The sequence below is a fragment of the Belnapia moabensis DSM 16746 genome, assembly GCF_000745835.1.
Taxonomy (GTDB): Bacteria; Pseudomonadota; Alphaproteobacteria; order Acetobacterales; family Acetobacteraceae; genus Belnapia; species Belnapia moabensis.
Map to the genome: position 1 here is coordinate 49,735 of NZ_JQKB01000024.1, position 19,691 is coordinate 69,425.

Consider the following 19,691-nt stretch of genomic DNA (forward strand, 5'->3'; position numbering starts at 1 on the left):
GACTTTCGTAATGTGAAGCGCTAGACGGACGACGAGACAATCTCAGTGATGGAGATCGACAGCCGACCATCATCCGTGATCTGGATCTCGCCACGCGCAATCAGGCGTTCATTGGCGAGGAGATCGACCGGCTCTCCGACCTTCTTGTCGAATTCGATGACCGAACCTCGGCTGAGATTGAACAGGGCCGCCATCGGCAAGCGCTTATTGCCCAGCACAACCTGAACATTGACGGGAATGTCCATAATCCGCGGCTTGCGGTCGCCGCTGGACGATGGCTCGGAGGCGAAGGGATCACTGGTCATGGCGTCATTTCCTGCTGAGGACGAATCTCGGTCGGCATCGGACCAAGAATGGCGAGCGCACGCGCCGCCATCGTGCGTGGATCCATGAGCAAGCCCCCGCCGGTCCAGGCGGCGGTGGCCGCTCCAGGCGGCATGGCGGGATCAGGCTCCAACAGCAGACGCTCCGCCTCGCCCGCCGCGAGGCCGGGCAGCGGTCCCGCCGCCGGGAATCCACCGGGCTCGAGCAGGGCCAGCGTGTCGGGATGCGCCCGCACCACGATGCGGTCGGCCGTGCGCTGGGTCATGGCTTCGGCGATCAGCGCCAGGAGATTGGCGCCGGCCTCGTGCTCCAGCAGCGCCGGCACCACCAGGGTCAGGACGGCGGCGAGAGCCGCACGCATCTCCCGATCCAGGGCGGCGCGGTCCTGGCTCCGCCCGGCCGCCAAGTCCACGAGAGCCTGCTCGGCGGCCATCGCGCCATGGCGGCGCTGCTCCGCAAAACCCGCCTCCGCCTCGGCCTGACCCTCCAGGCGTCCCGTTGCCGCGCCCTCGAGCCGACCGCGGCTCAGGCCCTCGGCCAGGCCGCGGGCATGGCCGTCGGCAAAGGCGGCATCGCGCAGCTGGGCCTCGGCGGCGATGCGGGCCGCCACCATTCCGTCGGCCCCACTGAGGGCCTCGAGCGAGGGTGGGAGGAATGGACGCATCATCCCGGCGTCCCCTCCTGGATCCAGGCCCGGACCACCGACAAGGCCTCGTCGGGACGTTCGTCAATGAGTTCGTTGAGCGCGTTCAGCGAGGAGAGGCGGATCTGCAGGTCAGGACCGATATTGGCAATCGCTTCCTGCAGCGCCTCGGACTGGGCCGACGTTGCCGCTGCCGCGCGGGCCGCGGCCGCAACCCGGCGGCGGTGCAGCAGGACACCGCCACCGGCCGTCAGCACCACCACCAGCCCCAGGCCCAGCTGCCACCAGGCGATGCCAGTGGCAGCAACCTCGCCCCCGGCCAGGGTGCCCAGGGGGTCCTCGCTCAGGAAGCGCATGCCATCGACCGTGACCCGGTCACCGCGCTGTTCGTTAAAGCCGACGGCCGAGCGCACCAGGGCGGTAAAGCGCTCCAGCTCAGCGGCAGAGCGTGGCTGGATGACGCCATTCGCATCGGGCGCGCCATCCACCACCACGGCGACGCTCAGCCGCCGGACCGCGCCGGGCTCCCGCGTGGTTTCCTCAGTGCGCGAGGAGATCTCGTAATTGATGGTCTCGTTGTTGCGCTGGGCCGTGGCATTGGTCCGCTGATTGTTGGGCGCCACCTGCTGGTTCGGCAGGTTCTGCCCCACCGTGACCGGCTGCTGCCCCCGCGAATCCTCGTTTGTCTCCTGCTCCGTCGAGGTCTGACGGCTCCGCTCCACCTGACCGAGTGGGTCGTATTTCTCCTCGCGGGCCACCACACGCGCGGCGTCAATCTCCACGGCGGCAATGGCGCGCACCTTGCCATGGCCGACAATCGGCTCCAGCAGATCCAGGACCGCCTTTTGGTAAACCGCCTCTTGGGCGGCGCGCAATTCACCCACCCGGCCTGCAATCGCGCCGGTCCCGCCATCCGCAGCCAGGACGATCCCCGTGGGATCAACGACGGACACGCCCTCTTGGCGCAGCCGCGGCACGGCACCGGCCACCAACAAGCGAATCGCCGCGGCCTGGGCACTGCCAAGCCGCTGGCCGGCCTGAGTGGTCACCGTCACCGAGGCCGTGGGTGGCGGCGCATCCCGCGAAAAACTCTCGCGCTCCGGCAGGACGATATGCACCCGGGCGGTGCGCACACCGTGCATGGTGATAATGGTGCGGGCGAGCTCGCCCTCGAGGGCTCGCAGCCGCTGCACCCGCTGCATAAAGGAGGTCATCTGCATGGGGCTGGCCTGGTCCAGCAGCTCGTAACCGGCGCCGGTCTGCCGCGGCAGACCCTCGGAGGCCAGCTGCATGCGCAGCCGCGGCACCTGGTCGAGCGGCACCAGAATCGTGCCATCACCGCGGGCATCCAGGGGAATTTTGAGCTCCTCCAGCCGCGCTACAATGCGCCCGGCATCGGCCGGCTCGAGCCCTGAATAGAGCAGGCCATTGGGACTTTGCGGCGCCCGTGCCACCAACACGACGCCCACCAGCGCCGCCAGGGCGACCCCGCTCAGCGCAGCAAGTTTCGCAGATCCCAGGCCGGCCAAGCTGGCCCCAAGGCTCCGCAACTGGAATGCGGGTTCGAGAGTCTTGGTTTCCATCGACGTTCTGTCGTTCCGTCCTAGTGCCGACCAACCCGTCCGGCGCGCCTCAACGAGATACCGTCTTCTGCGTTTTTCGCATAGCGCGAAAACCGACGGTAGCGTATATATTTCGCATTCTACGCTACCGCGTCCTATTCGTATGCGAGAGAAACCGCATGTCAGATGTTACCGCTGAGGTTTCAACGAGGCCAGCTGCCTCGCCGGGACGCCGCCGTGGCCGCCTGCCCCTGTTGGCTCTTGGCGGCGTCCTGCTGCTGGGGGGAGGGGCGGCCGGCGCCTGGTTCTTCGTGCCGGGCATTGCTGAGGGCGCCCGCGGGATGCTCGCCGGCGTGCTGGGTCCGACCCCAGCCCCCGCTGTCCCGGCCCCCAAGCCGGCCTTTGTTGAACTACCAGAGATGACGCTGACCCTGCCCAATGGGGGGCGGCCGCGTCAGTTGCGCCTGGCCCTGTCTATCGAGATCATGGGCGATGCCAGTTTGGTGCAGCCGATGCTGGTGGGGCCTCGGGTGTATGACAATCTCATCCTGTATCTGCGGACCCTGCGCGATGGCGAGCTGGAGGGGGCGCTGGCTATTGACCGCCTGCGCAGCGACCTGTTCCGTCGCTTGGAGGTGCTGCTCGGGCCGGATGTGGTGCGCGACGTGCTGATCACCGGCTTTACGGTGGCCTGAGCCATGAGCGATGAAAACGACTCCGCCGCCGCCGATAACGACATGGCGGAATGGGCCAATGCCGCTGGCCCGCAATTGGGCCAGGGCGATATTGATGATCTCTTTGGTGGCTCGGAGGCCGCTGCACCAGAGGCGCCGCGGCGTGGCCTCGAAGCCTTGTTCGGCGGTGCCGTTCGCTATGAACGGCTGCCGATGCTGGACATTGTGGTGGACCGGCTGGCGCGGCTGCTGACCAGCAGCGTGCGTAAATTCACGGCGGATAATGCCGAGGTGGTGATTGACCGCACCCGCCCGGTGCGGGTCGGCGCCTTTCTCGACAGCGTCACGCTGCCCGCCATGATCGGGGTGATTCACATCGAGGAATGGGATGGCTACTGCCTCGCAACCCTCGATTCCCGGCTGATCGGCTCCATTGTCGACATCCTGCTGGGCGGCCGCCGCAATGCGGTGCAACCCATCGAGGGACGCCCCTACACCCCCATCGAGCGGACCTTTGTGGAAAAGCTGGTGAGCGTGGTGACGCAGGATCTCAGCAAGGCCTTCGAGGCGGTCTGTCCGGCCACCTTCCGCCTGGAGCGCTTTGAGATCACCCCGGGCTATGCCCTGATCACCAAGCCCACCGCGGCGGCTGTGACCTTCCGCGCGGAGATCGCCATGGAAGGTCGCGGCGGCAACATCGATTTTCTGCTGCCCTACTCCGCCATCGAGCCGGTGCGCGATCTCCTGAGCCAGGACGTGATGGGGCGGAAACAGGGCGGCGACACCATCTGGCGCCACCATCTGGCGGAAGAACTGCCGCGGGCCACGGTCGAGTTGCGCGCCGTGATCGAGAGCCGGACCATGTTCTTCTCAGAGCTGGCCGCCTGGCAGCCTGGCTCAGTGGTGCCGCTCGACCGCCGGCAGGAGGAGCCGGTCGAGGTGTTCTGTGAGGATCTCCTGATCTGCCGCGCCCATATGGCCGCCAAAAGCGGCCGGGTGGTGCTGCAGGTTGATGAGCGCATCGTAGAGCAGGACTGGCCAAGCTCCCGAGCTGTCGAGAAGACCGCCGAGGATCGCACGCGTCTCATCGCATAGCTCGCGCCAGACACCGTTTGCCGGCTTGTGGAGAATCCCATGACCTTGTTGCAGATCCTCGATGCGTCGGGGCTCGCCATCTTAACCGCCCAATCGGGCTGGATCGTCTTGCTGTATCGCCGCATGGGCAGTTTGCGGACGGCGCTTGGGCAGGCTGGTACCGTGATTGCCCAGCTCGACGCCGCATCGCAGCGGCTTGATCTGTCCGCCAGCGGCATCGCGCGGAAGGTCAAAGAGGGCCTGACCGAGGTCGACAGCAAGCTGAACTCCTGCCGGCATATCGCCCAGGAGCTGACCATCGCGTCCCGCAATGCCGAAGAGGTCGCGGCGCGGCTTGATCAAGCCCTGCGGCAAAGCCGGAAGCTCAACAACGCCCGCGTTGCCGCCCCGCCGCGGGAGCTGGTGGAACCACTGGGCTTTGCCGAGAAGCTTGCCGCTCGCCTGGAATCCCCCAGCCCAGTGGAGTTCCGCCAGCCCGAGCAGATCCTGGCCGCCGAGCTGACCTTTGCACCCGCGCCGGGACCGACCGCTGTCGCCGAGCTGGCGCAAGCACCCATCGAACGCGCTGTGCGCGTCAAACTCGGCTAGCGGCTGGAGATCGATCAATGAACCGCATCCCTCGGGTTTCGAACAGCCGGCCCACACTGGAAGCGCCGAACCGGTCTCTCGGGTGGGTTCTCGGCCCACGGCTTGGTCTGCCGTTGATGGTGCTCGGCATCGCCGCGCTGGTGCCGGCGCGCATCATGGGCTTGGCTGAACTGTGGTCCGGTACGACGCCGAGCGCCAGCTCGATCCCGAGCATCGTTGAGGCGCCGGCGCTCGAGGTCGTCGGCAGTTCGATGACACTGCGGAGCGGGGTGACCGTGACCCCCACAGTCTCCACGACGCTGTCCGGTCCTGTCAGGACCAATCCCCTGGCTGAAACCCGCCAGAATGACGGCCGGCTGCTGGCCGAAGTGTCTCGACGCCAGGCGGAAACCGAACGTCGTGAGCGATCCCTGGAAGTGCGTGAGGCTCGCGCCGTAGCCGCCGAAGCCATGGCGCGCACCCAACTGGCCGAGCTGGCCAAGCTCCGCGAGGAAGTCGAGCGCCTCGTCGCCCGCGAAGTGACGGCGGCCGAGGGCGACATCGATTCCCTGGTGTCCCTCTACGTCAACATGCGCCCGCAACAGGCGGCGAAGGTGATGGAGCGCCTGGAAGCGACGCAGGCCGCGGTGATCCTGCTGAAGATCCCCGAGCGCCAGGCCGGCCCGATCCTGGCGCAGATGGATCCACCAGCAGCCATGGCGGTGACGCAGGAGATTGCAGGCCGGCGTGAGGCGTTCCGCCGCCAGGAGAAGTAGGGTTCCCAGCGGAGGGTTTAACCCAGCGTCCGGGTGTCAGTGGCAGGCGCTGGCGCGACGCCAGCGCATGGCGTAGCGCCACATGGCGGCACCGGACATCCTGATGCGGCGCCTCCTGCCAAGGCACTGGCCCGGCGCAAGCCTCTGCCGCATCCGGGTTACGAGGTTAGCACCGGCTGCCAGCATCTCGCTGCCGCAGGAGCGCCAGGATAGTGACGCCGTCACAGTCGGAGGCCGCGACTGCTGGCAGGACGCTGTGACAGAGCTGGGACGGGGCTTGGCCCGCCAACATCATCGATGGGCGGCCGCGCGACCGGCAGACGGCGCCCCCGCGAATACCCTCTCCGGCGCCAACCAGAACCGCTGACACCGTCGTCACTCTGGATCCGGCCCTGCCGCACGCGATCGGGTCTGCTGGACGGTGTTGTCTCGCCGCCACCAACCCAGGCGGGGACCTGGCGAGGTCTGCGGGCCATACCAGGAGTGTAGCCGTCAGGGCAAGGCTACATGGCCACGGCACCAGCCACCGGATACCGCCGCTGGCCGGCGGCGCGGCAGGCCCAGGCGCTAGCCTGAACGCCCGGATGCCACATCGCCACGCAGGCACCGAAACCGACGGCGCCGCGCGGCCAGGGTGCATATCGTCGGTCCCCCATGATTTTCGGTTCAAACCACGCCGTCGAGATCAGGCTCGATCCGCTCAAGCTGGTCTTGCTCAAGTTCCCTCGGGCGTCGCAGCACCTGCAGCCGCAGCACCCGTTGCTTTTGAGGCACGCAAGCGGCGCGGCTCTCGCCCGCACAGGGACGTGACCGCACTAAGATCATACCCTGCAGCCGGTCCGTTCCGATCCCCTTGGCAACTGCCGCGCCGCACCGGGGCCTCCTATCGATGTTTCGCATCCTCGCCTGCGTCGTGACCGAGCACGACCTCCGTCTCGTCCTCGCTGCCGCCTTGATCTGCATGCTGTCGGCCACCCTCTCGGTGACCCTTCTGGGGCAGCAACCGGCGGCGACGCGGCTTGCGACGAGCTATGGGCGGGCGATCATGGCTGCAATTGCTCTGGGTGGCGGCGCCTGGGCCACGCATTTTGTCGCCATGCTGGCCTATGATCCCGGTCTTCCCACGGCCTTTGCCGTGGTGCCAACGCTCGGCTCGGCATTTACGGTCGTCGCCGCGGTGGCGGTTGGCATCCTGGTCTGGCGGCGCGCGCAGGGCGCCACCGGCCGCGCACTCGGCGGCGCCATTGTGGGTCTCGGCATCGGCGCCATGCACTATATGGGCATGGCGGCCATCCAGCTTCCCGGCCGGATTGCCTATGATTGGGGGCTGGTCGCCATCTCCGTGCTGCTGGGCGCGAGCGTCATGGCAGCCAGCTTCGCGCGATGGACTGGAGCTGGCTCTCCACGCCGCCGCATCCTGGCTGCCGCTGGCATTGTGGCGGGGATCGTGCTGTTGCATTTCACCGGCATGGGCGCGGTGGAGATCCTGCCCGAGGGGGGCTCGGACTTCGTGGGATCCGGGCTGGATCATGGCCGGCTGGCGATCCTGGTGGTGGCTGGCGCCGGCTTTGGTCTTTCGCTGGGTGCCGTCGCACTCTGGACGGAAGCACGGGCGCGGGCCGGCGGTCTGCGGACGGAAGCCATGCGACTGCGTGGACTGGCCGATGCAGGCCTGGACGGCCTGGTGCTCTGCGCTGCGGATGGCACCATTGTCGAAGTCAATACCCGGTTTTGTGGATGGGCCGGCCGCGAGCGTCAGGCGTTGCTGGGCCTCGATATCTGCAGCCTGATTCAACCGCAGCCGGCAGGCGGCGCGAATGCGCTCCAGGGCGTTCCGGGCGCGGCGCGGCGCGCCATGCTGCGGGGCACGGCCGGTGACGTCCCGGTGGAGATCGTGCGGGGTGAGATCGACACCGCCGAAGGTCGGCGAGCCGTTCTCGCCGTGCGCGACTTGCGCGAGCGGTTGCGCACCGAAGCCCGCTTCGAGGCGGCGCTGACGAATATGCCGCATGGGCTAGCCATGTTCGATGACGAAGCCCGCCTGCTGGTCGCCAACACCCGTTATGCCGAGATGTATCGCCTGCCCCCGGAGCTCGTCCGGCCTGGCACCTCGCTCCCAGACATCCTGGCCCACCATGTCGCCGCGGCGGTGTGTTCTCGCGGGCTGGAGGATCGTGTGGCGTCTCATTTGCCCAGCCTGAGCAAGAGTGGCGCAGCCTATGAGGTCCGGGATCTCGTGGACGGGCGGACCATTGCCATCTCCCGGCGGCAAATGGCCCGGGGAGGCTGGATTTCGGTCCATGAGGATGTGACCGAGCGGCGCAGGACCGAGGCCCAAATCGCCCATCTCGCACGCCATGATGCGCTGACCGGCTTGCCGAACCGGATGCTCTTCCGCGAGCGGCTGGAGGGCGCGCTGACCCGCGTACGGCGCGGTGGCCGCTGTGCCATCCTCTACCTCGACCTCGACCGCTTCAAGGAGGTCAACGATACTCTCGGTCATCCCCTTGGGGATGCCCTGCTGCAAACCGTCGCAACACGGCTGAATGCTGAACTGCGCGAATGCGACACCTTGGCGCGGCTGGGCGGCGACGAGTTTGCCATTGTTCAGACCGACATCGAACATCCCCAAGATGCGAAGACTCTTGCGCGACGCCTGATCAGCGCCATCGAGCGTCCCTTTGAGCTGGATGGCCATCAGGTGGTGATCGGCACCTCCGTCGGTATCGCCATTGGTCCCGGCGACGGTCTTGATCCCGACATCCTGCTCAAGGCTGCCGACATGGCCCTCTATCGGGCCAAGGCGGAAGGGCGTGGTCGGCTGCGCTTCTTCGAGGCGGAGATGGACGCCCGCATGCAGATGCGGCGCACGCTGGAGCTGGAGCTGCGCCGCGCGCTCGCGGCGGGTGAGTTCGAGTTATATTACCAACCCATCGTCGAGGTCGCGACCCGCCGAGTGTGCGGGCTGGAGGCGCTGGTACGCTGGAATCATCCAGACCGCGGCCTGGTGCCGCCTGATCAGTTCATCCCACTGTGTGAAGAAATTGGCCTGATTATTCCTTTGGGCGAGTGGGTTTTGACCCGTGCCTGCGCCGAAGCCACCGGATGGGCGGGCGCCCCCAAGGTAGCGGTCAATCTCTCACCGGCCCAGTTTGCCAGTCGGGGCCTGGTGGACAGCGTTGCCGCAGCCCTGGCGGCGTCCGGGCTGGAGCCCAGGCGGCTGGAACTGGAAATCACCGAAACCGTCATGTTGCGGGACACGGAAACGACCCTAGTCACACTGCATCGCCTGAAAGCCTTGGGTGTGCGAATCGCCATGGACGATTTCGGAACCGGCTACTCCTCGCTCAGCTACCTGCAACGCTTTCCGTTCGATAAGGTGAAAATCGACCGCTCCTTCGTGAAAGACTTGAATCGATCGCGCCAGAGCAACGCCATCATCACCGCTGTGGCCGATCTATGTTACGGCCTCGACATGGCAACCACCGCCGAAGGCGTTGAAACGGAGGAGCAGTTCCTGGCGCTGCACCGCAAGGGATGCGGCGAGGCGCAAGGCTACCTGTTCAGCAAGCCGCGTCCCGGAGCGGACATACCGGACCTGCTGGCGCGACTGGACCAGGCCGCTGATGCCGAGGCGTCCTGAAGGCGGGGCCGTCACGTCACCGGCGTCACACCGCCGGCCCAGCCCCGTTGCCGGCTCAGCCTGACGCTCAGGCTGTTGCTGCCGGCGCAGCGCGGTCGTGCCATCCCTAGGCCAAGACGCTCCGCGCAGCCGGGTTGTTCAAGGCCAGCGAGTACAACGATGGCCTCAGCGGCCAATCATCCGGGCGCACCCAACCTGATCCAGGCGGCGGCGGACCATACCGACGCATACAGACCAGCCCGGCTCTCGGCCCCAACGCCGGATCGCACGCACCCTGACCGCCATGGAGTGGGCCTCATGGTCCATCCATGAGCTTTGCGCGGCAGGCTGCCACCAGCCTCCCCCAACTCGCCATGAGGCGCGATCAGGGAGCAGGCTTTGGCAGGGCGGACAAGGCCGGTTCCTGGGACGGCTCGTCTGGGTCCAGGCCTCGACCTCTCTCAGTCAGCGCCGAGGCAGACCGCCGTTGGCCAGCCCGGTCCGGTCGGCATCACCGGCGTCGGAGCACCGGCCACCGACGCCCAGGATAACCCACCCATCCGCGACGGCCGCCGGCACCGCAAACGGGATCCGATCGCTCTTGCACGGTCCAGGTCGCGCTCGAGCCATGACCTAGGTGCGACCGGCAGGCTCGGCCCGGACCGTTGCCCTGACAGCCGCATCGCCAGCCGGGCGACATGGCCCAGGCCGTCCAGTATGGCCATGCCATGCGCAGGCTTGTCGTGGGGCGCCAAGGCAACCCCACGCTGATTAGGGTTGCATGCCACTGTTCGCCTGTGCCAACTGAGGGACTCCTGCAGACTGACGCATCGCCTGCTGTCCCCAAATCAGCCCGATGATCTTTGCCACAGCTTCGAAATGCGCCTGCGGGATGACATCATCGATCTCGACGGTGGCGAACAAGGCGCGCGCCAGGGGCTTTTCCTCAACGATGGGCACACCCGCCGCTGTGGCTGCCTCGCGGATCCGCAGCGCCACCTGGTCGGCGCCCTTGGCCACGCAAATCGGCGCGTCATCCTCACCACGGCGATAGCGCAAGGCCACCGCGAAATGTGTTGGATTGGTGATTACCACCGTCGCCCGAGGCACCTCGGCCAACATGCGGCGCTGCGACCGCTTGCGCTGCAGCTTCCGCCGCTGCGCTTTCACATGCGGGTCGCCCTCGGTCGACCGCATCTCCTCCCGCAATTCCTGCAAGCTCATGCGATGCCGCCGACGATAGTCAAACTGCTGGAAGCTGACATCCACGACCGCGACCACGCCGGCCACCAGGGTCACCGCGAACAGAACGGCAATAATCGCCTCTGTTGCCAGGGACAGAAAGGCCGACGGGTCCACCGCCGCCAGATTGCCGCTGCTCTCATACAGGGGCAATCCCACAACCCAGCAGGCGGCGCCCACGGCCACCGCCTTCAGCAAGGACTTGCCGAATTCAAATAGTGCCTTGAGCCCGATGATCCGCTTGGCGCCGGCCGACGGGGATAGGTGGGAGAATTTCGGACGGATCCGCTCAGTAGCCACAACAATGGAATTTTGTGCCAAATGCGGCAGGAGGGCGCCGGCGATCATCAATCCAAAGAGCGGGACAAGCGCAATGGCCATGGCTCCAAGCACAGCGTTGCCAGCACGCTGATAGCCTTGGGCGGTGAGCTCCAGATAATCCGAGGATTGCTCCACCATGGGCGTGAGAATGTTCGTGAACTGGCTGGCGATGAGGCCGCCCGCAAGACCGACCGCAATCAGCGCCCCGGCATATACCCCGAAGGCCGATCCCTCCCGAGACAGCGGCACGTCACCGCGTGCGCGCGCCTGTTCGAGCTTGCGGGGGGTGGCATCAAAGGTTTTTTCCTGACCAGACTCCTCCGCCATGACGCGTCCCTCACCGTAGCGGCTGGAAGACTAGGGCATAGGCCCCAAGGATCTCGGTGAGGATGGTCGGCGCGGTCACACCGAGCAGCTGGAGACCGGCGAAGAGCAGGGCCGGCGCGCCAATCATAAATACCGGTACGGCTGGCATGGCACGGTTCATGCCAGCCAGTGCCAGGTTGAACAGCAGGGTCAGCAATAAAAAGGGCAGGGACAGCTGCAGCGCCAGATGAAAGGCCTGGGCGACTGTCTCCGAGATCGACCGTGCCGAGCCGGACAATCCGGGCGGCATTCCAAGCGGCAACGCCGTATAGCTGTCGGCAATGGCGCGCAGCGCAACATGATGACCGTCGACCGCAAAGAGGGCCGCCAGACATCCTGCATGCAGCGCCGCCCCGATGGTGGCCGAGCTGTCGAGGCCGATGCCCACAGTGAAGATATTAGCCACGCCGATACACTGGCCGATCACCTGACCCGCCATCTGCAATGCTGAGATGATGATCCGAGCCAACGTGCCGATCAGCATGCCGACCGCGATTTCTGACAAGAGTGCGGCCAGAACCGTCCAGCTGCCTGGCACCGGGACGGCCTGCCCGGCGAGGGGGGCCATGCACAAGGCGATGGCCATGCTGGCGAGCACCCTTAAGCGCGGCGGCATGGCACCATCGCCAAAGCCAGGCAGCAGCAAGAGTGCCGTGGACACGCGACAGAACACCAGCAACAGCCGGTAGAGCTCGGCCGACAGGGCCGTCTCCAGGAGCAGGCCGGCCGTCATGCCGGCTAGATCTGCCCGACGGTGCGCAACCGGGTTCGCTGATGCACCTCGGCATGCGAGATCACCGCAATGGTGGGATTAATGCGTTCGACCAGATGCCGGACGAAGGGCCGAGCCCCGGCCGAGGTCAGGATCGCGGGCCAGTCACCCCGGGCCGTCGCATCCGCAATCCGGCTCCGCATGGCGCCAATCAGCTCCTGGATCTTGGAGGGCGACATCACGAAGCTTCGGTGGTCATTCTCCTCAATGATCGCCGAGCTGACCTCGCGCTCCCAATCCGGCGAGAGCAGCAGCGCCGTGACATAGCCATCATCCTGCATTAGGCCACGGCAAATCTGCAACGAGAGCCGTTGCCGAACATGCTCCGCCAACAAGGACACATTGCGGGTAAATCCGGCCGCCTCATGCAGCGACTCGAGCACCAATGGCAGGTTGCGGATCGACACCCGCTCCGCCAGCAGCGAGGACAGCACCTTCTGCACTGTCGCCACCGGCAAGGTGCCGGGCACTAGGTCCGCCACCAATTTCTGATGTTCCGGGGCGACAGAATCCAGCAATTTCTGGGTCGCAGAGTAACCCTGCAGCTGCGCCATATGGGCCTTCAGGGTTTCGGAGAGATGGGTTGTCAGGACCGTCTCAACATCCACAACGGTGAGGCCGCTGCGCATCGCCTGATCACGGTATTGCGGCTCCACCCAACGAGCGCGGATTTTGAAGGAAGGCTCCTGCGTATCCACTCCGGGGATCGTCAATTCCTGACCGCCGGGGGCAAACACCAGCAGCCGGCCCAACATCAGGGCTTCCCGCGCGACCTCGACCCCCTGAATCTGGATTGAGTACTCGCCCGAGGCTAGGCTCATATTGTCCTTGATGCGCACCGCCGGCAGGACAAAGCCGAATTCCAGGCCGAAAGCCCGGCGGAGTTTGCGGATCTTCTCCGACAGACCGCCCTGTGGGCTGGCGGTGAGCGACACCAAGCCCATGCCCAGCTCAAGACAGACGTCGTCAACCCGGATCAGCTCGGTGATCGATTCCTCACGCTCCGGCGCATCCGGCGGCGCGGCAGCGCGGCTGTCCAGTGCCGCCTGTTCGGTCTTACGCTGAGACAGGAAACCGGCACCGGCGGCAGCCACCGATAGGGCCGCGAAAGGCAGGAACGGCAAGCCGGGCAGAATGGCAAACATCATGGCCAAGCCAGCCGCCAGGTAGAGCGGCTTCGCCTGGGCGCTGAGCTGCGCCACCAGCGCCTTGTCCGTCGATCCGCGGACATTGCCCTTGGAGACCAGCATGCCGGCGCCGATGGAGACGACCAAACCCGGAATCTGCGACACAATACCGTCGCCCACCGACAGGGTCACATAATTGGCTGCAGCACCGGAAATCGGCATGGAGTGGCGCAGGGTGCCGACCACGATGCCGCCGAGAACGTTCACTCCTGTGATGATAATGGAGGCAATCGCGTCGCCGCGCACAAATTTCGAGGCACCGTCCATGGCACCAAAGAAGGAGTTCTCGTCCTCCAGCTCCTTGCGGCGCCGCTTGGCCTCGATGTCGTCGATGGTTCCGGCCGCCAGGTCGGCGTCGATCGCCATCTGCTTGCCCGGCATGGCATCCAGGCTGAAGCGGGCGGCGACTTCAGCGATACGCGTCGCGCCTTTGGTCACCACGATGAAATTGACGATGATCAGGATGGTGAAGACCACCACGCCAATGATGAAGTCACCGCCGACAACAAAGGCGGCAAAGCCATGAATGACGCTGCCGGCCGCATCGAGCCCGCGATGGCCGTCGGCCAGGATCAGGCGCGTCGTCGCCAGATTGAGCGCCAGGCGGAGCAGCGTGGCGACCAGGAGCACCGTGGGAAAGGCCGAGAAATCCAGCGGGCGCTCAATCCAGAGCGCCACCATCAGGATCAGCACCGACAGGGTGATGGAGGTGGCCAGTCCGATATCGACCAGCCAGACCGGCATGGGCAGCACCAGAACGGCGAGCAGCAGGACCAAGCCTGCCGCGAACAGCACGTCCTGATGACCGAGGCTGCGCCGGAAACGGTGTAGGAGATTCACATGGGCCTCGCACTTTGGCGGGGAAACGAAATCTACAGGCCCACGATCCGCTGCATGATTTCCTCAACATAGGACCGCAGCGCAGCGAAGGCGAAGGGCAAGCTCAGCATGGTCACCACCAGGGTGACCAGGATCTTCGGCACAAAGGAAAGCGTCATCTCCTGGATCTGCGTCAGGGCCTGCAGAACGGAGATGACCAACCCGGTCACCAGCGCTGCCAACAGGGGCGCGCTTGTCATGGCGATCGTCGCGTAGAACCCGCTCCGCAGGATCTCGATCACGTCCCCCTCATTCATGGCGGCTCACACCGCCATGCGGAGCACGTCCATATAGGCGCCAACCGCCTTGTCCCGCAGCTGCGTGACGGCCTGCACCGTGAGCTCCGCCGCGGTGGCCGCCTGCACCACTTCCTGGACGTCGGCGGTGCCGGCAACGCCACGCGCCGCCACCGTTTCCGAGCGGCGCAGCGTCTGCAGAGACGCCTGAGCGGCATCGGCAATCATGCCGCCAAAGCTGGAGGCTTGGGCCGCGACCGCGCCGTAGGCGCGCACCGCGGTGGTGACCGGGGCAATCGCCGCAATTTCCAGAGCCATGGGCCTCATCCTTTCAGGATGTCGAGCGTTTTCGAGTAGAGGGAGCGGGCCTGCTGCATGACCGCAATCGCGGCCTCATAGCTGAGCTGGGCATTCCGCAGATCCGCCTGCTCAATCAGCGGCGAGATATTGGGCAGCTTCACATATCCCCGCTCGTCGGCGGCGGGATGCGCGGGATCATACTCGGTCCGGAAAGGCCGCGTGTCGCGGGTGATCGGACCGACCTGGACGGTCATGGCGCCGGTGGCGCGATCGACCCGCTGGCTGAAGCTCATGATGCGACGCTGGTAGGGATCGCCGCCCGGCGTGGCCGCCGTGGAGGTGGCGTTGGTCATGTTCTCGGCGGCCAGGCGCATGCGCACGGCCTGCGTGCTCATGCCGGACGCCGCCGTGGCCATGGCCTGGGTGAGGGGCCCCGTTCCGGTGACTGGCGCGATGGTGAGCATCAGCGACCACCCGCGGCGGCACGCAGCAGGGCCGCATTCCGCCGATAAACCGTCGTCGCCATGTCATAGCTTTTGGCGAGATCCGCCTGCTTCACCATCTGCTCCTCGAGATTGACGGTGTTGCCATCGGGATCCTCGCTGTAGGACTGCGAGCGGTCGGTCACCACGCGGGTGGCGCCGGCGGCGGCGCCGACATGGCCCGCATTGGTGGCGGCAAGCCGCAAGGGAGCGGCACCGCCGCTGCCCCGCAGCAGCACGCTGTCAAAGCTAAAGGGCCGGACATCCCGGGCACGGTAGTTCGGCGTGTCGGCATTGGCGATATTTTGCGCCAGCACATTCTGCCGTTCCGCAAGCTGACGCATGCGAGCACCGGTTATGCGAAAGACATCCATTCCATCGAGCACAGCGGCCGCTCCGTGAGGCGGGCCTAGTTATACGCGATCACAGAACAGTGTCGAGTATTTTCGCATAGACGGCAGGACAGTGTCGGGCCCATTGTGGCTCATTCGGAGCCGGCGGGTGAGGGCGGCTCCCACAGCACCGTCCGCCGGCGACGCCGCGCACCCTACAGGATATTTTCGCATGATTCAGGTGTCTGAGCCTGCCCAGCCACCCGCGGCGAGCTTGGCGGATGCGGCTGTGCAACTCGCGCAGCTGCCTCGCTATCGGCGCTGGGGAACCCTGACGGCCGTGCGGGGGGCTGCCTTATCCATCAGCGGCCTTGGCAACCGCTTGGCGATCGGTGACCGCCTGCAGGTCGAACGCCCGGCGGACAAAAGCGGCCCCTCGGCAGGGGCGCCCGTCGTTCCATGCGAGATCGTGGCGTTTGCCGCCGACGCGGCGATCGCTGTTCCGGAGGGCCCCACCGAAGGCCTCGCGCCCGGCGCCCGCGCCTGGCTGGAGGAAAGCCCGGTCCTCTACCCCAACGACAGCTGGCTCGGGCGGGTCGTCGACGGGTTGGGCCAGCCGCTCGATGGCTTGGGACCCCTACCGCGCGGACGTCGCCCGGCACCGCTGCGCCAGCCGCCGCCGGCCGCGCTCGGCCGTCGCCTCATTGGGGAGCGGCTCGAGACCGGGATCCGCACACTGGATGTGTTCACCCCGGTCTGCCGGGGGCAGCGCCTCGGTATTTTCGCCGCCTCCGGCGTCGGCAAGTCCACCCTGATGGGCATGATGGCCCGCTTTATCAACGCGGATGTCATTGTCGTCGGCCTGATTGGCGAGCGTGGCCGCGAGGTCCGGGAGTTTCTCGACCGCACCCTGGACCAGGCGGCACGGCAGCGCTGCGTTGTCGTCGTGGCCACCTCCGATCAGCCGGCCTTGGCCCGTCGCCGTGCAGCTCAGGCCAGCCTGGCGGTGGCCGAGTATTTCCGGACCACCGGCCGCCAGGTCTTCCTGCTGCTCGACTCCATCACCCGCCTGGCCCATGCCCAGCGGGAGATCGGGCTGGCGGCGGGCGAGCCGGCGACGGCGCGTTCCTATACCCCATCCGTGTTTACCGAGCTGCCCGCCTTGCTGGAGCGCGCCGGTCCTGGCCAGGAGGGGGAGGGGGACATCACCGCCATCTTCACCGTGCTGGTCGATGGCGACGACCATGACGAGCCGATCGCCGATGCGGTGCGTGGCATCCTCGACGGGCATATTGTCCTGGATCGCCGTATTGGCGAGCGTGGCCGCTGGCCGGCGGTGGATGTGCTGCGCTCGGTCAGTCGGGCGCTACCACGCTGCCACAATGCGGACGAGAATGCCTTGCTCGCAGATGCCCGGCGGTTGTTGGGCGCCTATGCCGATATGGCAGAGATGATCCGCCTGGGTGCCTACCGGTCGGGCAGCGATGCCCTGCTTGATCTGGCAATTCAACGGCAGCCAGGGTTGGAGGGGTTTCTTTCTCAGGGCGTAGACGAGCGCTCCACCTCCGAGGCGGCCTTTGCGCAGCTGGCGGAGATTCTGCACCCTTGAGACATCTGGGCCTCGTTGTGAGGCCTGGATGCGAGAGGCTGACGAGCACCACGATCCCGTCAGGGCAGCCCATGCTGCTGTGGCGTCAGCCGGTCATTGGGATCTGGCGGCTGGCCGCAGCCTCGATGGAGGGAGCCTACAGCAACGCGAACAGGGCCGCCGAGCTGGCGCCACTGAAGGCATTCTGATTGCTGAGATCCAGCGGCGCAAACAACTGCGTCATGGCCGACGCCGCGGCGGAGAGTGTGCCCTCTGCCGCACCAGACTTGGCCACGTACCGATCCAGCATCTGCCCAAGCTTCTTAGGATCCTTGAAGTCGGCGATATCCATCTTCGACTTGAGGATTCCGACCTGGCGATCGACGTCCACTTTGACGAAGGTCTCGGGCAGATTTAGAACTGACTCGACCACGGCAGCCAGGTTGCGGTCGGCGATGACACTGTACCAGTTTGCGGCTTGCGGCAGCATGCGCTTGGCATACAGGGCACGGCGCAAGGTATCCGAGGTATCGCCCACGCGCTGTTCAAAGCGCGCCTCGGTGAAGCGCGTGATCAGCTGCTCCATGAAGGATTCAGAGGTGACCTTGGGGCCGCCAACAGCCGCGGTGGCGGCGCGGCCTGCGGTCGTCTGGACCAGGGCGGCTGTGGCCGCCCCATCACTAACAAAGGCGAAATCCTTCGCTGCGCCCCGTCCCTTGGCATCCGAAAACACCAGGTCCAGACCGAAGGCTGTCACGCTGATATCCGCACGATTGCCATCGGCGCGACGCCAGGCCGCCTGCAGCACAGCTGCCAGCTCGGCGCGATTGATCGCCTGGCTGGTATCGACATCCTTCACTGCAACGCCGCCAAAACTGCCGCTCACGCTGTCAAAGGCCTGGTCGGGTCGCACGCCCTCAATCCGCACCGTGGCCCCCGCAGGCATGGCGGGGATGGCAGGCACCGAAACGCCTCCATAATTGAAGTCCCGGGCAATCTCGACAAACTGCGCATTGCTCATCCGCCGGGCAAGGGAGGTCGAGTTGGCGGTGTCGCTGTTCAGCACCTTCTCCATCAGGCCGTTCATGCCGACTTGAGCGTCGAGCCGATAAGCCGACAACACAATCCGCTGCAGCCGCGGGTCGGCCAGCATGTCTTTGGCGGTCAGCTTGGTGGGCAGCTTTGCCCGCAAGTACGCCACGTCGTTTTTCAGCATGGGGTCTTTGGAGAAGCTCACAAAGTCGGCAGGCGCCTTGGCTTGCAGGAGCCGCCAACCCGCGGATCCAGCCGGTATGGCCAGCGGCACCGACGAGCCAAAGGCGCTGCCGATCGTCATGCGAGCACCGACACCGGCGGCGTCATCGCAGCCGGCTTCTCCGATTCCGGCTGGTAGCCGACCGGCAGCCGCACCACCACACGGTCCGTCGTCGGGTCGCGCATCTCGGAGTACAGTCGCATAGTGGAGCCGTCGAGCCGGACTTCGAAACCCGCATTGCTCGGCGCGACGCGCTTTTGCCGATCATTCAGCTGCACATCCTGACCACCGGCCGCAGCAACGGGCGGATCCCGCCGCTCCTCCGCCTGGGTGCGCAGTGCGGGCTGGGTTGGCTGCTCGAGGCCCGCTACCAGCTTGCTCTTCGACTGAACCGGCTCAATCATCACCGTGACTCCTAACCTGATCCTTTGGCCATTCGACCCGGGTTATCCTGGTTCATGGTTCACGGCATTATCTCACTGTGCCGCAACCAGAAGCGCTGGTGTGTGCCTCAAATTGGCGGCGCGAGCCTCCGGCTGCGGATTCGCCGATGGTGCGACCTCGCGGCGGAAGCGGTCGGGCGGCGCCTGATTCAGCAGGGCTGCTTCATACAGCAGGAGATCCCGCAGCACGCCCAAGGCCCGATAGACATTGCCAACCTGGACCAGGCGCACAGCTTCGGTTAGCATTTGCAGGTGCTCTGCTTTGACAAATGCCGTGCGCAGCTGCGCAATCTGCTCAAGGAAGGGCTGCGCGGAGCCAAGCTCAATGCGCGTATTGAGGAGGACATTCTGGGCCGCGAAATACGCAGCGCGTACAGGAGTACAAGCTTCTGCCTCATGCATGATATCCTTCTCTCGAAGAATATGCGCAACGTTTTGCACAAGAAGGTTGTTGCGGCGATCGCCGTTGCTGATAACTGCACCATTGATGAATAGCTGCTCGGAAGGTCCGAGCTTCAGGACGAGCGACATTAGGTCGCGGACTCCTGGGTTGTGGGCATGGGTTTCAAGCCCTGCATGATGATATGGTTGACGTCGATCAGTGCATTTGGAGATGCTCGCTCTCGCATCACGCGGTCCCCTTCTAAAAGTACCCAGCGCGCAAGAGAGAACAATCTAGCCTTACTCACATCGTCCCAAGCGTTACCAGCTGCGGCCAAGTCGACGGCGAAGGCGCTCCACACTTTGTAATTTTCATGGATTGCGCGTGACAGCGCAGCGGGATCCGCATCAAAGCGACACGCATCTTGCAGCAGCGCAGTCGCGTTGCTGAGCACGCGATACTCTATATCTCTTGGCGTCTCAGTTTGTCGGATCACTGACCCATAAGCTGTAGCCGCCCCGCGAGGACGGGAGATTGCCACATGCAAGTCGGACCCAATCTCGCTTAACACGGGGATCTCTCTATCTCGTCAGGGGCTAAAGCAACCAGCAAGCAAAGAAACTTTAGAATCACGCCGAAGCAG

The 19,691-nt window shown here is 65.7% G+C and carries 20 protein-coding genes; 6 read left to right on the top strand and 14 right to left on the bottom strand.

Features of this window, described 5'->3' with window-relative positions; translation table 11 throughout:
- Positions 1-20: 20 nt before the first annotated feature.
- From EP26_RS16295 to fliF, 3 genes are read right to left on the bottom strand one after another with little or no spacing between them, the layout of a single operon-like run.
- Positions 21-305: a FliM/FliN family flagellar motor switch protein gene (locus tag EP26_RS16295; RefSeq protein WP_043339961.1), complete on the bottom strand. Its 285-nt coding sequence runs from the start codon at positions 303-305 to the stop codon at positions 21-23.
- Positions 302-991: a FliH/SctL family protein gene (locus tag EP26_RS16300; protein WP_043339963.1), complete on the bottom strand. Its 690-nt coding sequence runs from the start codon at positions 989-991 to the stop codon at positions 302-304. Before EP26_RS16300 ends, EP26_RS16295 begins: the two co-directional genes overlap by 4 nt.
- Positions 988-2,550, bottom strand: coding sequence for a flagellar basal-body MS-ring/collar protein FliF (fliF, locus tag EP26_RS16305; protein ID WP_052389270.1), 1,563 nt, complete (start codon positions 2,548-2,550; stop codon positions 988-990). Before fliF ends, EP26_RS16300 begins: the two co-directional genes overlap by 4 nt.
- 158 nt (positions 2,551-2,708) lie before the next feature.
- Here fliF and EP26_RS16310 point away from each other — a divergent pair, with 158 nt between their 5' ends.
- The 5 genes from EP26_RS16310 to EP26_RS16330 all read left to right on the top strand — a co-directional run bounded on the left by EP26_RS16310 (position 2,709) and on the right by EP26_RS16330 (position 9,284).
- A complete protein-coding gene (locus tag EP26_RS16310) occupies positions 2,709-3,224 on the top strand; it encodes a flagellar basal body-associated FliL family protein (RefSeq protein ID WP_043339965.1) in 516 nt (171 codons plus the stop codon).
- Between the two features lie 3 nt (positions 3,225-3,227).
- Positions 3,228-4,298: a FliM/FliN family flagellar motor switch protein gene (locus EP26_RS16315; protein WP_043339968.1), complete on the top strand. Its 1,071-nt coding sequence runs from the start codon at positions 3,228-3,230 to the stop codon at positions 4,296-4,298.
- Positions 4,299-4,337: 39 nt separating this feature from the next.
- Positions 4,338-4,886 carry a hypothetical protein gene (locus tag EP26_RS16320; protein WP_043339970.1) on the top strand — a complete coding sequence of 183 codons (549 nt, stop codon included), beginning with the start codon at positions 4,338-4,340 and terminating at the stop codon, positions 4,884-4,886.
- A 17-nt stretch (positions 4,887-4,903) separates the two neighbouring features.
- Positions 4,904-5,641 (top strand): MotE family protein, encoded by a 738-nt coding sequence (locus tag EP26_RS16325; protein WP_157033579.1) that lies wholly within the window; start codon positions 4,904-4,906, stop codon positions 5,639-5,641.
- An 889-nt stretch (positions 5,642-6,530) separates the two neighbouring features.
- Positions 6,531-9,284, top strand: a complete 2,754-nt coding sequence (locus EP26_RS16330; RefSeq protein ID WP_043339974.1) for a bifunctional diguanylate cyclase/phosphodiesterase — start codon at positions 6,531-6,533, stop codon at positions 9,282-9,284.
- Positions 9,285-10,034: 750 nt separating this feature from the next.
- Here the strand turns inward: EP26_RS16330 and EP26_RS16335 are convergent.
- The 7 genes from EP26_RS16335 to flgB are packed head-to-tail and all read right to left on the bottom strand — an operon-like array spanning position 10,035 to position 15,392.
- Complete coding sequence (locus EP26_RS16335) at positions 10,035-11,153, bottom strand: EscU/YscU/HrcU family type III secretion system export apparatus switch protein (protein ID WP_052389271.1); 1,119 nt, start codon at positions 11,151-11,153, stop codon at positions 10,035-10,037.
- Positions 11,154-11,163: 10 nt separating this feature from the next.
- Entirely contained in the window at positions 11,164-11,925 is a 762-nt protein-coding gene (locus tag EP26_RS16340; RefSeq protein WP_043339977.1) for a flagellar biosynthetic protein FliR, read from the bottom strand.
- Positions 11,926-11,930: 5 nt separating this feature from the next.
- A complete protein-coding gene (flhA, locus tag EP26_RS16345) occupies positions 11,931-13,991 on the bottom strand; it encodes a flagellar biosynthesis protein FlhA (protein ID WP_043339979.1) in 2,061 nt (686 codons plus the stop codon).
- 32 nt (positions 13,992-14,023) lie between these two features.
- Positions 14,024-14,287: a flagellar biosynthesis protein FliQ gene (fliQ, locus tag EP26_RS16350; RefSeq protein WP_043339981.1), complete on the bottom strand. Its 264-nt coding sequence runs from the start codon at positions 14,285-14,287 to the stop codon at positions 14,024-14,026.
- 6 nt (positions 14,288-14,293) lie between these two features.
- Complete coding sequence (locus tag EP26_RS16355) at positions 14,294-14,584, bottom strand: flagellar hook-basal body complex protein FliE (protein WP_043339984.1); 291 nt, start codon at positions 14,582-14,584, stop codon at positions 14,294-14,296.
- A gap of 5 nt (positions 14,585-14,589) precedes the next feature.
- The gene (gene flgC, locus EP26_RS16360; protein ID WP_052389272.1) at positions 14,590-15,030 is read right to left on the bottom strand and encodes a flagellar basal body rod protein FlgC; all 441 of its coding nucleotides are present in this window, start codon (positions 15,028-15,030) and stop codon (positions 14,590-14,592) included.
- Positions 15,030-15,392 (bottom strand): flagellar basal body rod protein FlgB, encoded by a 363-nt coding sequence (flgB, locus tag EP26_RS16365; RefSeq protein ID WP_245624424.1) that lies wholly within the window; start codon positions 15,390-15,392, stop codon positions 15,030-15,032. Before flgB ends, flgC begins: the two co-directional genes overlap by 1 nt.
- Positions 15,393-15,669: 277 nt before the next feature.
- Here flgB and EP26_RS16370 point away from each other — a divergent pair, with 277 nt between their 5' ends.
- Entirely contained in the window at positions 15,670-16,989 is a 1,320-nt protein-coding gene (locus EP26_RS16370; RefSeq protein ID WP_245624425.1) for a FliI/YscN family ATPase, read from the top strand.
- A gap of 136 nt (positions 16,990-17,125) precedes the next feature.
- On the opposite strand, the gene EP26_RS16375 is transcribed toward EP26_RS16370, so the two are convergent.
- From EP26_RS16375 to flaF, 4 genes are all read right to left on the bottom strand, one after another.
- The gene (locus tag EP26_RS16375; protein WP_043339988.1) at positions 17,126-18,304 is read right to left on the bottom strand and encodes a DUF1217 domain-containing protein; all 1,179 of its coding nucleotides are present in this window, start codon (positions 18,302-18,304) and stop codon (positions 17,126-17,128) included.
- The gene (locus EP26_RS16380) at positions 18,301-18,627 is read right to left on the bottom strand and encodes a hypothetical protein (RefSeq protein WP_043339989.1); all 327 of its coding nucleotides are present in this window, start codon (positions 18,625-18,627) and stop codon (positions 18,301-18,303) included. The genes EP26_RS16375 and EP26_RS16380 overlap by 4 nt, the downstream gene beginning before the upstream one ends.
- Before the next feature lie 72 nt (positions 18,628-18,699).
- Positions 18,700-19,197, bottom strand: a complete 498-nt coding sequence (locus EP26_RS16385; protein ID WP_052389275.1) for a flagellar biosynthesis repressor FlbT — start codon at positions 19,195-19,197, stop codon at positions 18,700-18,702.
- On the bottom strand, positions 19,197-19,619 hold the full coding sequence (gene flaF / locus EP26_RS33250; protein WP_084112596.1) for a flagellar biosynthesis regulator FlaF: 423 nt from the start codon (positions 19,617-19,619) through the stop codon (positions 19,197-19,199). Before flaF ends, EP26_RS16385 begins: the two co-directional genes overlap by 1 nt.
- Positions 19,620-19,691 lie beyond the last annotated feature (72 nt).

Bases quoted from the DNA above. Each gene is read 5' to 3' on its own strand.
- EP26_RS16295 (WP_043339961.1), bottom strand. From the start codon at position 305: ATGACCAGTGATCCCTTCGCCTCCGAGCCATCGTCCAGCGGCGACCGC.
- EP26_RS16300 (WP_043339963.1), bottom strand. From the start codon at position 991: ATGATGCGTCCATTCCTCCCACCCTCGCTCGAGGCCCTCAGTGGGGCC.
- fliF (WP_052389270.1), bottom strand. From the start codon at position 2,550: ATGGAAACCAAGACTCTCGAACCCGCATTCCAGTTGCGGAGCCTTGGG.
- EP26_RS16310 (WP_043339965.1), top strand. From the start codon at position 2,709: ATGTCAGATGTTACCGCTGAGGTTTCAACGAGGCCAGCTGCCTCGCCG.
- EP26_RS16315 (WP_043339968.1), top strand. From the start codon at position 3,228: ATGAGCGATGAAAACGACTCCGCCGCCGCCGATAACGACATGGCGGAA.
- EP26_RS16320 (WP_043339970.1), top strand. From the start codon at position 4,338: ATGACCTTGTTGCAGATCCTCGATGCGTCGGGGCTCGCCATCTTAACC.
- EP26_RS16325 (WP_157033579.1), top strand. From the start codon at position 4,904: ATGAACCGCATCCCTCGGGTTTCGAACAGCCGGCCCACACTGGAAGCG.
- EP26_RS16330 (WP_043339974.1), top strand. From the start codon at position 6,531: ATGTTTCGCATCCTCGCCTGCGTCGTGACCGAGCACGACCTCCGTCTC.
- EP26_RS16335 (WP_052389271.1), bottom strand. From the start codon at position 11,153: ATGGCGGAGGAGTCTGGTCAGGAAAAAACCTTTGATGCCACCCCCCGC.
- EP26_RS16340 (WP_043339977.1), bottom strand. From the start codon at position 11,925: ATGACGGCCGGCCTGCTCCTGGAGACGGCCCTGTCGGCCGAGCTCTAC.
- fliQ (WP_043339981.1), bottom strand. From the start codon at position 14,287: ATGAATGAGGGGGACGTGATCGAGATCCTGCGGAGCGGGTTCTACGCG.
- EP26_RS16355 (WP_043339984.1), bottom strand. From the start codon at position 14,584: ATGGCTCTGGAAATTGCGGCGATTGCCCCGGTCACCACCGCGGTGCGC.
- flgC (WP_052389272.1), bottom strand. From the start codon at position 15,030: ATGCTCACCATCGCGCCAGTCACCGGAACGGGGCCCCTCACCCAGGCC.
- flgB (WP_245624424.1), bottom strand. From the start codon at position 15,392: ATGCGTCAGCTTGCGGAACGGCAGAATGTGCTGGCGCAAAATATCGCC.
- EP26_RS16375 (WP_043339988.1), bottom strand. From the start codon at position 18,304: ATGACGATCGGCAGCGCCTTTGGCTCGTCGGTGCCGCTGGCCATACCG.
- EP26_RS16380 (WP_043339989.1), bottom strand. From the start codon at position 18,627: ATGATTGAGCCGGTTCAGTCGAAGAGCAAGCTGGTAGCGGGCCTCGAG.
- EP26_RS16385 (WP_052389275.1), bottom strand. From the start codon at position 19,197: ATGTCGCTCGTCCTGAAGCTCGGACCTTCCGAGCAGCTATTCATCAAT.